Below are 12,414 nucleotides of genomic sequence, written 5' to 3' on the forward strand. Positions count from 1 at the left end.
ACCCAGCGCAAACTCAGCGGAGGATTCGATGTCCGTCACGCAGACGCAGCCAGCCGCCCCCAGGAATCCGAGTAGGCACGAGGCCCGCAAGGTCGCCGAGGCCGCCCGCGAGACCGAATGGACAAAGCCCAGCTTCGGTAAGGAACTCTTCCTCGGTCGGCTCCGTCTCGACCTGATCGACCCGTGGCCGGCCCCCGATCCGCAGGCTGCCGCGAAGGGCGAGGCCTTCCTGGCCAGGGCGGCCGAGCTGGTCGAGCGGATCGACGGCCGCCGGATCGAGCGCGAGGCGAAGATCCCCGACGAGTTGTTCGCCGAACTCGCCGAGCTCGGGGCGTTCGGGATGAAGGTTTCCGAGAAGTACGGCGGCGTGGGTCTCAACCAGCTCTACTACAACCGGGCCCTGATGCTGTTCTCCTCGGCCAGCCCGGCAGTCGCCGCGCTGCTGTCCGCCCACCAGTCGATCGGGGTGCCCGAACCGGTGAAGCAGTTTGGCACCCCCGAGCAGAAGGAGCGGTTCCTTCCCCGGGTGGCCGCCGGTGAGGTGTCGGCGTTCCTGCTGACCGAGCCCGACGTCGGCTCCGACCCGGCCCGGCTCGCCACGTCGGCCGAGCCCACCTCGGAGGGGAACTACCGGATCAACGGCATCAAGCTGTGGGCGACCAACGGGACCATCGCGGGACTGTTCGTGGTGATGGCCCGAGTCCCGGCGACGGCCGTCACCAAGGGCGGTATCACTGCCTTCGTGGTGGAGTCCGAGACCCCAGGCATCACCATCGAGAACCGCAACATGTTCATGGGCCTGCGCGGCCTGGAGAACGCCGTGATCCGCTTCGACAACGTCGAGGTCCCCGCCGAGAACATCCTCGGGGCCGTCGGACGGGGCCTGAAGATCTCGTTGACCACGCTGAACACCGGCCGGCTCTCGCTGCCCGCCACCTGCGTGGGCGCCGCCAAGTGGTCCCTCAACGTCGCCCGCGGCTGGTCCACCGACCGGGTCCAGTGGGGGCAGCGGATCGGCGACCACGAGGCGATCGCCACCAAGCTGGCCTACATCACCGCCACCACGTACGCGCTGGAGTCCATGCTCGACCTGGCCTGCATGCTCGCCGACGACAACCGTAACGACATCCGGATCGAGGCGGCGCTGCTGAAGCTGTACGCCTCCGAGACCGCCTGGCGGGTGTGCGACGAGGTGGTCCAGATCCGCGGCGGGCGCGGCTACGAGACCGCCGAGTCGCTGGAGGCCCGCGGTGAGCGGGCCGCGGAGGTGGAGCAGCTGCTCCGCGACATCCGGATCAACCGGATCTTCGAGGGCTCCTCGCAGATCATGCACCTGCTGATCGCCCGCGAGGCCGTCGACGCCCACCTGGAGGTCGCCGGCGACATCATCGACCCGGAGGCCGACACCGCCGCCAAGGCGCGGGCGGTGGCCCGGGCCGCGGGCTTCTACGCCGCCTGGCTCCCCACCCTCGCTGTCGGGGCGGGCACCATGCCCGGGTCGTACGCCGACTTCGGTCCGCTGGCCGAGCACGTCCGCTGGATCGAGCGGGCCTCGCGGCGCCTGGCCCGGTCGATCTTCGCCGGGATGGCCCGCTGGCAGGGAGGAATGGAGCACCGGGAGGCGTTCCTGGGCCGCGCGGTCGACATCGGCGCCGAACTGTTCGCCATGTCCGCGTGCTGCGTCCGTGCCAAGGCCGAGCGCGAGATCTTCCCCGAAGGGGTCGAACTGGCCGATGCGTTCTGTGACCAGGCCCGGGTGCGGGTGGATGCCCTGTTCACCTCCCTGTGGCACAACTCGGACGCTGTGGACCGGCGGCTGGCCAAGCGCATGCTGGACGGTCGCTACACCGAGCTCGAGCGGGGCGTCCGCCACATCAAGCAGGACCTGCCCTGGGTCAGCCCGTGGCGGCTGGGACCGTCCCAGCGCCCGGATGTCCGCCGCCGTATCCCGCGGCCCGGAGCGGCGGCCAAGCCCACCGCATCGACACCGGTGGAGTGATCGGCACCGACCACGGAGCTGCCGACCCCGGAGCTGGTGGGTGGTCGGTGCATACGGTGGGCGGCGCCGTGGTCAGGGCCGGCTGGCGAGCCGGCTGATCTGCAGCACCATCGTCTCGAGGGCGTGGTCGGGGTCGTCGGCGGCGCCCTTGACGTCGGCATCGGCACGGGCGACGATCCGGACCGCCCGAGCCAGCCGGAGGTCGTCCCATCGCTGCAGCTGCTGACGCAGCGTCCGCAACTTCCAGGGGGGCACCCCGATATCGGCGGCGACCTCGCCGTCGTTCCCCCGCCCGCGGATCGAGCTGAGCCGGCCCAGGCCGCGGATACCGGATGCCATCGCGCTGGTGATCAGCACCGGCGCGGTGCCCGAGGAGAGCGCCCAGCGCAGCTCGGTCAGGGCCTTGGAGGTCTGTCCCTCCAGCGCGGCGTCGGCGATGGTGAAGCCCTTCACCTCGGCGCGTCCCTGGAAGAATCCCTGTACCAGCTCGGCCCGGATCGTCCCGTCCTCGGAGTCCTCGGCGAGCTGGCGGACCGCCCCGGCGAGCGCTCGCAGGTCGACGCCGACGGCATCCACCAGCTGCTGGGCCACGAACCGGTCCAGTCGCGCCGAGCACAGCCGTGCCTCGTGCTCGACGAAACCGACCAGCTCCCGGGGCTTGAGCGGCGTCGCCGGGAAGATCGGGACCCTGGCCTTCTTGAGCTTGTCGACCAGTCCCTTGCCCTTGTTCCCGCCGCGGTGCACCAGGACGAGGGCGATCTCGGGGGCCGGGTCGGCGGCAGCGGAGGCCACCGCCCTTGCCAGTGAGTCGGAGGCGTCGGCGAGGTCATCGACGACCAGCACCGACCGGGTGGCGAACAGCGATCCCGAGGTCATCTGCAGCAGGTCACCGCCGTCCAGGGTCGTCGCGGACGTCTGGGCCACCTCGACCGTCGGGTCCTCGGCACGACACGCAGCCACCAGGTCCTCGATCGCCCGATCGGCGAGCAGACCCTCGGACCCGTGGACCAGCACGACCTTCCCGTACGGGGAGCCGATGTCCTTGATCTGGGGTTGTCCGGAAGTGGCCACGCCCCCACTATGGCAGGCGGCACCGACACCGCGCCGGGCGTCCGCCGGCCGTCACCGGGTTCCATGGGCGCCGGGTTCCATGGGCGCCGGGTTCCATGGGCACCGGGTTCCATGGGCACCGCGGTCAATGGGCACCGGTCGTCCGGCACCGCTGCTCAGTGCAGCTGACGACCAGGTCGCCCCGCTCGTCGGTCCGCACTATTGCCATCCCGAGCCCGGTGAGCGTCTGCAGCGTCTGGCGGTGCGGGTGGCCGTACGTGTTGTCCCGTCCGACGCTGACCAGGGCCATCCGGGCCCCGGTGGCGCGCAGGAAGGCCTCCGACTGGTCGCGGGAGCCGTGGTGCGGGACGACCAGGAACGTGGCTGCGACGTCCGCGCCCGAGCGCAGCAGCCGGTCCTGCCCCTCGGCCTGCAGGTCCCCGGGCAGCAGCACGGTCGCGCCGTCCACCGTCGCGCGCCCGACCAGGCTGCCGTCGTTCTCGTCGGCGGTGTCCTTTGACGCGGGCGCCCCGGGACGTGGCGCCAGGGTCTGCCAGGTAACCGCGCCCACCCGGATGACGTCGCCCTCGGCGCTGGTCAGCTGCGGTACGCCATCGGTGTCGGGACGGTGGCCGGGGGCAGTCAGCACCGCATCGACCGGGAGCCGCTGCAGGACGTCGCCGAGGGCCCCGGCATGGTCGGCGTGCAGGTGGCTGAGGACCAGCAGGGGGATCCGGTGGATGCCCAGTCCGCGCAGGCACCGCAGCACGGCGGCCGGGTCGCCCCCGGTGTCGACCAGGACCGCCTGGCCCGGTGCTGCAGCCAGCACGATCACGTTGCCCTGGCCGACGTCGCAGACGGCGAGGTCCCAGTCCCGTGGCGGCCAGCCGGGCTGGGCCGGCCCGCGCAGGACCAGTGCCAGCAGCACCAGCCCGAGGGCCACGGAGAGCCAGCGGCGGGCCAGCACCGCCGGGACGGCGATCACCCCTGCCGCTGTCGCCGCCACCAGCAGCACCACCCCGGCCGTTCCGGGGGGCCACCAGAGGGTGGCTCCGGGTGCCGCGGCGGAGACCTCGGCGACCGCCACGATCCCCCGGGCTGCGAGGGCGGCCGGGAAGGCGACGAGTTCGGCGCCCAGCGGCCAGAGGGTGCCCAGTCCGGCGGCGGCGAACCCGCAGACCGTGGCGGGGCCGACCAGCGGGCCGACGGCCATGTTGGCGAGCAGGCCGACGGCGCTGATGTCTCCCGACAGCACCACCGCGACCGGGCCGGTCGCGAGCTGCGCCGCCAGCGGGACGGTGACGGCCTCGGCCAACCACCGCGGCGCCCACCGGCCCATCGCCTCGGACCACCGGGTCGCCCACAGTACGATCCCCGCGGTCGCCGAGGTGGACAGCACAAACCCGGCCGAGCGGGCCAGCCACGGATCCAGCATCAGCAGCACGATGACGGCGACGGCGAGCGAGCGCAGCCCCTTGCGCCGGCCGTCCGAGGCCCCGGCCATCAGCGCGGTCAGCCCGACCACGCCCATGGCGGTGGCCCGCAGCACGCTCGGCTCGGTGCTGCACAGGGCGACGAACACGATGACCCCGGACGCGGTCACGGCGTGCAGCACCCGTCCTCGTACGCCGAGGAGCTTCGCCGCGGTCAGCAGGAAGGCGAGCAGCAGGGTGAGGTTGCTGCCCGAGACCGCCATCACGTGCAGCAGCCCGGAGGCCCGGAAAGCCTCCTCCATCTCCTGGTCCACCCCGCTGGTGTCGCCGACGACCAGCGCCGGCACCAGGGCGCGCGCGGGTGGGGCCCGGTCCGCGACGGCGTCGCGCAGGCCCTGGTGGGTCGCCTCCACCACCCGCTGGTCCCACCGCGGGCCGTCGACCAGCTGCGGTGGACCGGTCGCACGCAGGATGGCGGCGAGATCCGAGCCCGGGTCAGCGGCTGCCAGGGTGCCGCGGACGGCGACCCTGGCACCCGCTATCGCCTCCTGCCAGCCCGGTGCGTCGGTGGCAGACACGGTGACCAGCACCGGTGCCCTGGTGGTGGTGCGCCGGCCCTCCGCGGAGACCTGCTCGACCCGGGCCCGGACCCACAGTTGTCCCCCGCGGGTGTCGGTGCCGTCACTGGGGCCGTACGGGGCGACGGTGACCGGATCGTTGAGCAGGACCATCTCGACCCCGACACGGGCGCGGTCCTCGGCCAGCCGGTGGACGGTGCCGGAGGTGACCGGCACCGCGTGCAGGACACCGACCAGCAGGGCGCCGAGCAGCGCCACGCAGCCGGGGAGCCAGGCCCAGCGCCGACGCCGCAGCGCGGCGCCCACCACCAGGAGCGCCACGGTCGCGGCCACCAGCACCGCCCGCTGGTCGCCGCCGGTACCGAGCCAGGCCCCGGCCCAGGCCGCCAGGGCCGGGACGACCAGCCGCAGGTCAGTCGGGCCGGGGTGATCAGAGGCCGGCACGGGGAGCGATCTCGGCATAGGTCTTCGGGCCGATCCCCGGTACGTCCATCAACTGATCGACGGTGGCGAATCCCCCGTTCTGCTCCCGCCAGGTGATGATCTTCTGGGCGGTGGCCGGACCGACACCCGGCAGTTCCTCCAGCTCCAGCGCCGAGGCGGTGTTGAGGTTGATGGTTCCCCCGGACGCGGCGGCCCCGGACGCCGGTCCGGGTCGAGGCCCGCTCGGCCCGGGCGTCGCGCTCCCGCCGCCGGTACCGGGGCCTCCCCCGGCCGCGGTTGCGTCCGGCCCGCGGACCTGGCCGCCGGGCTTCGAGGTGGAGCCGATCACGACCTGCTGTCCGTCCAGGAGCGGCTGGGCGAGGTTCAGGTCACCGGTGTCCGCCTTGGAGGTGAGTCCGCCGGCGGCGATGATGGCGTCGTCGACCCTCGCACCGGAGGCGAGGGTGACCAGGCCCGGTCGCTGCACCGGGCCGACCACGTGCACGGCCAGGGTCGCGGGTGCCGGCGTGCCCGAGGCGGGTCCCGGTGCCGGGGTTCCCGCGGCGGTCCACGGAGAGGCGGAGGCGCCCGGAGAAGCCTGACCGCCCGGAGAAGCCGGGGCACTCGGAGAAGCCGGGGCACTCGGAGAAGCCGGGCCGATCGGTGTTCCGCCGACGACTGCCGGGGTCGTCACCCCGGTGCCTGTCATCGCGGCGTCGCCGGCGATCTCCAGCGGCGAGGAGCGCAGCAGGACGAGTCCGGCAACCACCACGCCGACCAGGACGACCGCGCACAGCACCAACACCGTCTCGCGTCGCCAGGGTGTGGTGCCCAGGCGGGGCCCGGAGGCGTGCTCCCGGCCGGGATCACGACCACGCTCGGCGGGGTCGTCGATGTCTTCGGTGTCCTCGACGTCCTCCCAAGGCTCACCGGGGGTCGCGTCGAGCAGGCTGGCGAGCCGTCGGCGGGTGGCCTCGGGCGAGGGCTGGGGCAGCTGGCGAGCGCTCATGCTCGGAGCGTGGGACATCCGCCGTTCCCGGTGACTGCCCCGGGCGCCGGCTGTGGACAGTTCCTCGGCAGTCGGCTCGGGCTGTGGACGGACGAGGGCTGCGCGGCCCGTTCAATCAGGAAGCGGCGCGCTCGTCCTTCTCGGTCTCCGCCGGGGTGGTGGAGGAGGTCGGGCGGGAGGAGGTGGGGCGGGCAGAGATCCGGCAGGCGCCCGGCTCGCTGAACGGGAAGATCGAGACCTCGGAGGGCTCGCCGAGCCCGTCCAGCAGCGAGGCCACCACCCCGCGGTGCACGTTGCAGACCACGTCCGGGTGTAGGCGGGCGGCGGTGAGGAGCGGGCAACGCACCAGCCGCCACTCACCGTCCCCCGTATGCTCCGGAGCGAATCCCACCTCGGCGAGCTGTCGGTCCACCACCTGCTGGGCGGACAGGTCGGCCGGGGCGTCGGCCAACAGCTTGCGGCCCCAGCGCTCCCCCGCCCGGAAGGCGGCGGCCTGCGGGTCGTCGACAGACTCCAGCACCTGCTCGACCAGCACGTCCGCCAGGGCTGCGTACTGGCGCCCGATGGGCCACATCGGGCCGCCGGGCATGCAGCGGTACAACGTGGCCGGTCGGCCGCGGCCACGCGGGGCCTCCGTCGTCGCCTCGGCCAGGTGATCGGCCACCAGCCCCTCAAGGTGCTCACGCGTGGTGTTCACGTGCTGCCCGAGGGCGTTGGCGATCTGCTGGGCTCGCAGGGGCTGCCCATCCGCCTCGGCGAGCTGCGCCAGGACAGCCGCCCGGGCGCTCGACAACGGTGTTGCGACCGCTGCGGGCAGCGGCCCCATACGCGTATCCCCGTCGGGTTCCGGATTACTCACGTGATCATCGTACAAAACATGGCGAAATCCCGGTGAATCCTCCGCGAATCGAGGGTCGATCACGCCGGGACGATGCTGACCAGCTTGGGTGCCCGGACGATGACCTTCCGGACGCCGCGGCCGTCGAGCGTGCGCTGGACGTTCGGGTCGGCCAGCGCCAACGCCTCCAGGTCGGCATCGGTGATGTCGGGGGCGACCTCGAGCTTGGCCCGTACCTTGCCCTGGACCTGCACGACACACGTGACGGAGCTCACGACCAGCAGCGACGGGTCGGCGGTCGGCCAGGTCGACGAGGCGACCGACGGGGCGTGGCCCAGCGCGGCCCACATCTCCTCGGCGACGTACGGGGCGACCGTGCTGAGCGCCTGTGCGACGAACTCGGTGGCCTCCCGGACCGCCGGATCAGCGGCGCCGGCCCCGGAGTCGACGACTCGGCGGGTGGCGTTCACCAGCTCCATGACACGGGCCACGACCACGTTGAACCGCTGGTCGTCCAGCAGCTGGGTGACGTCCTGGATGGTCCGATGCGTGACGTGGCGCAGCCCGGCGTCACCGTCGGCCGGGTCGGTGCCCGGGGCGGAGGTGACGTCGTCGGCCAGCCGGAAGGCGCGGTGCAGGAACTTCAGGGAGCTGGCCGGGGACATGTCCGCCCAGTCGATGTCCTCATCGGGCGGCCCGGCAAAGACGACGGTCAGCCGGATCGCGTCGACGCCGAAGCGGTCGATCTGCTCGCCGAGGTCGACCCCGTTGCCGAGCGACTTCGACATCGCCTTGCCCTCGTTGATGACCTGGCCCTGGTTCAGCAGCCGCTTGAACGGCTCGGTGAAGGTGATCAGCCCCATGTCGTACAGCACCTTGGTGAAGAAGCGCGAGTACAGCAGGTGCAGGGTGGCATGCTCGACACCGCCGACGTACTGGTCGACGGGCATCCACCGGGCGACCTCGGCCTTGTCGAACGGGGCCTCGGTGTTGCCCGGGGAGCAGTACCGGAAGAAGTACCAGGACGAGTCGACGAAGGTGTCCATCGTGTCGGTGTCGCGCTCGGCGGGGCCACCGCAGGACGGGCAGGCGACCTCGCGCCACGCGGTGGCGGCCGGGCCGGCCAGCGGCGAGGTGCCCTTGTGGGCCAGGTCCTCACCGCGCAGGTCCGGGAGCTCGACCGGCAGCTGGTCGTCGGGCACGGCGACGTCGCCACAGACCGGGCAGTGGATGATCGGGATCGGTGCGCCCCAGAAGCGCTGGCGGCTGAGCAGCCAGTCGCGCAGCCGGTAGGTGATCGCGCGCTTGCCGCGGCCCGCCGCCTCGAGGCGGTCGATCATCGTCGAGACGCCGGAGACCTTGTCGGCCAGGCCGTCCAGGTCGCCGGAGTTGACGTACGTGCCGTCACCGCTGGTCGCCACGCCGGTCTCGGCGGGGTCGGCCTCGCCGGTGTCGACGACCATCCGTACCGGGATGTCGTAGGTGCGGGCGAAGTCGAGGTCGCGCTGGTCGTGTGCCGGCACCGCCATCACGGCGCCGGTGCCGTAGTCGGCCAGGACGTAGTCGGCGGCGTAGACGGGCAGCTTCACGTCGTTGACCGGGTTGGTCGCGTAGCGGCCCAGGAAGACGCCGGTCTTGGGGCGCTCGGTGGACTGGCGCTCGATGTCGGAGACGCGCTTGGTCGCCTCGAGGTACTCCTCGAAGGCGGCGCGCTGCTCCGGGGCGCAGATCCGGTCGGCCAGGTCGGACTCGGGAGCCACGACGAAGAAGGTGGCACCGAACAGCGTGTCGGGGCGGGTGGTGAAGACGGTCACGGGACCGTCATGCCCCTCGATGTCGAAGTCGACGTAGGCACCCTCGGAGCGACCGATCCAGTTGCGCTGCATCGCCAGCACCCGGTCGGGCCAGTGGCCCTCGAGCTGGCCCATGTCGTCCAGCAGGCGCTGGGCGTACTCGGTGGTCCGGAAGTACCACTGGTTCAGCTTGCGCTTGGTGACGGCCGCGCCGCACCGCTCGCAGTGGCCCTGGACGACCTGCTCGTTGGCCAGCACGGTCTGGTCGTTGGGGCACCAGTTGACCAGCGAGTCCTTGCGGTAGGCCAGGCCCCGCTCGAAGAAGCGCAGGAACAGCCACTGGGTCCAGCGGTAGTACTCGGCGTCCGAGGTGTGCAGCCGCCGGCTCCAGTCGATGCTGAGCCCGTAGCGCTTGAACGAGCGGGCCTGGGTCTCGATGTTGGTGTACGTCCACTCCGCCGGGTGGGCGTTGCGCTTGATCGCGGCGTTCTCGGCGGGCAGCCCGAAGGAGTCCCAGCCGATCGGGTGCATGACGTCGTAGCCGCGCATCTTCCAGTAGCGCGCCACGACGTCACCCATCACGAACGCCTCGGCGTGGCCCATGTGCAGGTCACCGGAGGGATAGGGGAACATGTCGAGGACGTAGCGACGCTCCTGCGAACCGTCGTCACGCGGGACGAAGGTCCGGTCCTGCTCCCAGAACGCCTGCCAGCGTTCCTGGGCGGCTACCGCATCGTACAAAGTTGTCTCCTCAGGCACCCGGCGATTCTAGCCCACCGACTGTTCCTCCTCGTCCTCCTGCCCGAGCTGGGACGCCGGCCCGAGCGGACCGAAGTCGTCCAGGCTCTCCCGTCGCATCCGGTGCCATTCGTCCGGGTGTAGCCCCAGCTCCACCACCCCGTCGAGCAGGCGGACCAGCCCGTGCTCGGGGCAGCGCCGTTCGGCCTCCTCCAGGCACAGGCAGACCAGCGCGCCGTCTCCTCGCGCCCAGGCTGCGACCCCGACCAGGCACAGCGGTGCCACGGCGGCCAGGTCATCGGTGTTGCGGGCGGCGGCCGCCCAGACGTCGGCCCACAGGGGCGCGCTCAGCCGGTGGATGCGCAGGGTGGCGACGTCGCGGGCGTGTGGGTCGGTGGCCAGTGCCGTCAGGATTGCCAGGTCGCGCGGCTGGGGCACCCGGCCGCCGGCCTCGACCTGGCGCAGCCGGGCATCCATCTCCATGGCCACCTCCAGCGGGGGCCGGCCGCGCAGCCACAGCAGCATCGCCAGCAGCGTGTCGTCGTACTCCTCCCCCGGATCATCGCTGCCGGGCAGGATGGCCGCCCGCAGGTCCTCGCGGTCCGCCAGCGCCGGCAGTCCGCCGACGACGGCCTGGGCGGCGGCGGGGTCACTCAGCACGGCCTCGTAGTCGAAGCCCTCCGGCGGGCAGCAGGTGGTGTCGCGGCAGGTGACCGAGCGGTAGCGGCCGGCGGCGACGTGGACGGCGTCCATCACGTCCGGGGCCGTGTCGCGGACCAGCCCGTCGGCCTCGATCGCGATGGAGAGCCCCTCCAGGCGCTCGCCGACGATCGGGTCGGGGACCTCCGTGTAGGCGACGAGGAGGACCGCTGTGGCCTCCGTGCGCTCCAGCTGCTCGCGGACGAACTGCTCGACCCCCTCGGGGTCGTCGACCAGGCGGGAGATGTCGAGGCGGAGCGTCACCAGGACGCGGGGGCCCTCGAAGAGAACGGTGACCAGGGACTGCTGGGGGTGGAAGCCGAGGAGGTACGGGACGGTCGCGAGGATGCCCTGCAGTCCGTGGGTGGAGATGGTGAGCTGTTCGGGTTCGCCGGCGGCGAGGGAGTGCTGATCCATGCTCGCAGGGTGGGCCGCGGCTTCTTCCGGACGGCCGACCGGGCGCCGGGCTGTGGACGGGCAGGCCAGCCGCCCCGGGGCTGTGGACGGCTAGGCTCGCTTCGTGAGCAGACCGGGTGCATCTGCCTATCGCGTGCGAACCGCGATGGCAGCCGTCCTCGTCGGCGCGGCTGCGCTGGGCGCGGCGCTGTTCACCACGCAGCAGCCCCCGGACCGCTCGCCCCTCCCCTCGCCGACGCCCACCGTCACGGCCTCTCCCGAGGTCCTGGTCCCGTTCCGGGCCCTGGTCGACTACGTCTCCTCGGAGGGCTCGGGCAGGTTCGCGGCCACCGGCCACGGCCGGATCGGCGGCACCACGGTGGTGGATCTCGAGCTCACGGCACGGACCGGTCGACAGACCTACACGCTGGTGGCGTACGACCAGCGCGGCGGGCGCCACACGGCCGAGCCGATGGACGCGTCGACGCCCTCGCCTGCCTCGGGGACGATCGTGGCCGGGCAGACGGTGCGCGGGCGGGTCGGCTTCAACGCGCCGCCGGGGCCCCTGGTGGTCGCGTTGGTCAACGACCGGGGCGAGGACGTCGCCGCGCTGCACATCCCGTGACATCGGCGGGCAGCAGACATGCCGTGACATCGGCGGGGACCAGACATCCCGTGATGTGGCCGCCCCGCGCCTTCCGCGACGCCGGCGATCGCCGAACGCACGGCTTGCCGCAGGCTCAGGCCTCGTACTTGTGCTTCGGCGGTTCGGGGACCGGCTTGGTGGCGAGCGCCTCGCGGCGACGCTGGATCGCGCGTCGCACCAGCCACACCACCCCGGCGACCAGCGCCAGGGCGAGAATGATGTACACGACGGTGGAGAACCGGTCCATCCAGTCGGTCACTGCGCGCCAGTTGTCGCCCAGCAGGTAGCCCGCCACGACCAGCACGGTGTTCCAGATTGCGCTGCCGAGGGCGGTGTAGAGGCCGAACTTCAGCAGCGGCATCTGGTCGATGCCGGCGGGGATGGAGATCAGCGAGCGGACGCCGGGTACCAGGCGTCCGATCAGGATGGCGACGGAGCCGTGCCGGGTGAACCAGTCGATGGACTTGTCGACGTCGCGGGCGTCCACCAGCGGCATCCGGTCGGCGATCCAGCGCAGGCGCGCGGCCCCGACCGCCCAGCCGAGCCAGTAGAGGATCGCGGCCCCGGCCAGCGAGCCGGCGGTCGCCCACAGGATCGCCGCGACGACGCCGTACGGTGCGTCCGGGCCGGCGGCGGTGAAGCCGGCCAGCGGCAGGATCACCTCGCTGGGGATCGGAGGGAAGACGTTCTCGAGCAGGACTGCCAGGAACACGCCGGGACCACCGATGGCCTGCATCAGATTCGTGATCCACTCGACGATCGTGTCAATCCAACCCATGTACAGCCTCCGTTAGCAGAAATCGATGGTGAGC

9 protein-coding genes are annotated in these 12,414 nt (G+C 72.3%); 2 read left to right on the forward strand and 7 right to left on the reverse strand.

Translation table 11 applies throughout. The annotated features are described in order from the left end of the window. The first annotated feature begins 28 nt into the window (after positions 1 to 28). The gene (locus GA0111570_RS09835) at positions 29 to 1,999 is read left to right on the forward strand and encodes an acyl-CoA dehydrogenase family protein (RefSeq protein ID WP_092610004.1); all 1,971 of its coding nucleotides are present in this window, start codon (positions 29 to 31) and stop codon (positions 1,997 to 1,999) included. 72 nt (positions 2,000 to 2,071) lie between these two features. On the opposite strand, the gene holA is transcribed toward GA0111570_RS09835, so the two are convergent. The 6 genes from holA to GA0111570_RS09865 form a co-directional block, all read right to left on the reverse strand. Continuing rightward, a complete protein-coding gene (holA, locus tag GA0111570_RS09840; protein ID WP_092610007.1) occupies positions 2,072 to 3,070 on the reverse strand; it encodes a DNA polymerase III subunit delta in 999 nt (332 codons plus the stop codon). Between the two features lie 124 nt (positions 3,071 to 3,194). Continuing rightward, on the reverse strand, positions 3,195 to 5,504 hold the full coding sequence (locus tag GA0111570_RS09845; RefSeq protein ID WP_092610010.1) for a ComEC/Rec2 family competence protein: 2,310 nt from the start codon (positions 5,502 to 5,504) through the stop codon (positions 3,195 to 3,197). Next, positions 5,491 to 6,492 (reverse strand): ComEA family DNA-binding protein, encoded by a 1,002-nt coding sequence (locus tag GA0111570_RS09850; protein WP_175557433.1) that lies wholly within the window; start codon positions 6,490 to 6,492, stop codon positions 5,491 to 5,493. Before GA0111570_RS09850 ends, GA0111570_RS09845 begins: the two co-directional genes overlap by 14 nt. A 115-nt stretch (positions 6,493 to 6,607) precedes the next feature. Next, positions 6,608 to 7,351, reverse strand: coding sequence for a helix-turn-helix transcriptional regulator (locus tag GA0111570_RS09855; RefSeq protein WP_139283205.1), 744 nt, complete (start codon positions 7,349 to 7,351; stop codon positions 6,608 to 6,610). Between the two features lie 59 nt (positions 7,352 to 7,410). Next, positions 7,411 to 9,882 (reverse strand): leucine--tRNA ligase, encoded by a 2,472-nt coding sequence (gene leuS / locus GA0111570_RS09860; protein WP_092610018.1) that lies wholly within the window; start codon positions 9,880 to 9,882, stop codon positions 7,411 to 7,413. A 9-nt stretch (positions 9,883 to 9,891) separates the two neighbouring features. Next, entirely contained in the window at positions 9,892 to 10,977 is a 1,086-nt protein-coding gene (locus GA0111570_RS09865; protein WP_092610036.1) for a DUF4192 domain-containing protein, read from the reverse strand. Between the two features lie 103 nt (positions 10,978 to 11,080). On the opposite strand from GA0111570_RS09865, the gene GA0111570_RS09870 reads away from it, so the two are divergent. Continuing rightward, positions 11,081 to 11,581 carry a hypothetical protein gene (locus GA0111570_RS09870; protein WP_139283206.1) on the forward strand — a complete coding sequence of 167 codons (501 nt, stop codon included), beginning with the start codon at positions 11,081 to 11,083 and terminating at the stop codon, positions 11,579 to 11,581. A gap of 115 nt (positions 11,582 to 11,696) precedes the next feature. Here GA0111570_RS09870 and GA0111570_RS09875 read toward each other — a convergent pair whose 3' ends face one another. After that, on the reverse strand, positions 11,697 to 12,380 hold the full coding sequence (locus GA0111570_RS09875; protein WP_092610042.1) for a DedA family protein: 684 nt from the start codon (positions 12,378 to 12,380) through the stop codon (positions 11,697 to 11,699). Positions 12,381 to 12,414 lie beyond the last annotated feature (34 nt).

Origin of the sequence: Raineyella antarctica (assembly GCF_900092135.1) — a bacterium.
GTDB lineage: Bacteria > Actinomycetota > Actinomycetes > Propionibacteriales > Propionibacteriaceae > Raineyella > Raineyella antarctica.

Coding starts and splice junctions, on each gene's coding strand:
- GA0111570_RS09835 (WP_092610004.1), top strand. CDS start 29: ATGTCCGTCACGCAGACGCAGCCAGCCGCCCCCAGGAATCCGAGTAGG.
- GA0111570_RS09850 (WP_175557433.1), bottom strand. CDS start 6,492: ATGAGCGCTCGCCAGCTGCCCCAGCCCTCGCCCGAGGCCACCCGCCGA.
- GA0111570_RS09865 (WP_092610036.1), bottom strand. CDS start 10,977: ATGGATCAGCACTCCCTCGCCGCCGGCGAACCCGAACAGCTCACCATC.
- GA0111570_RS09875 (WP_092610042.1), bottom strand. CDS start 12,380: ATGGGTTGGATTGACACGATCGTCGAGTGGATCACGAATCTGATGCAG.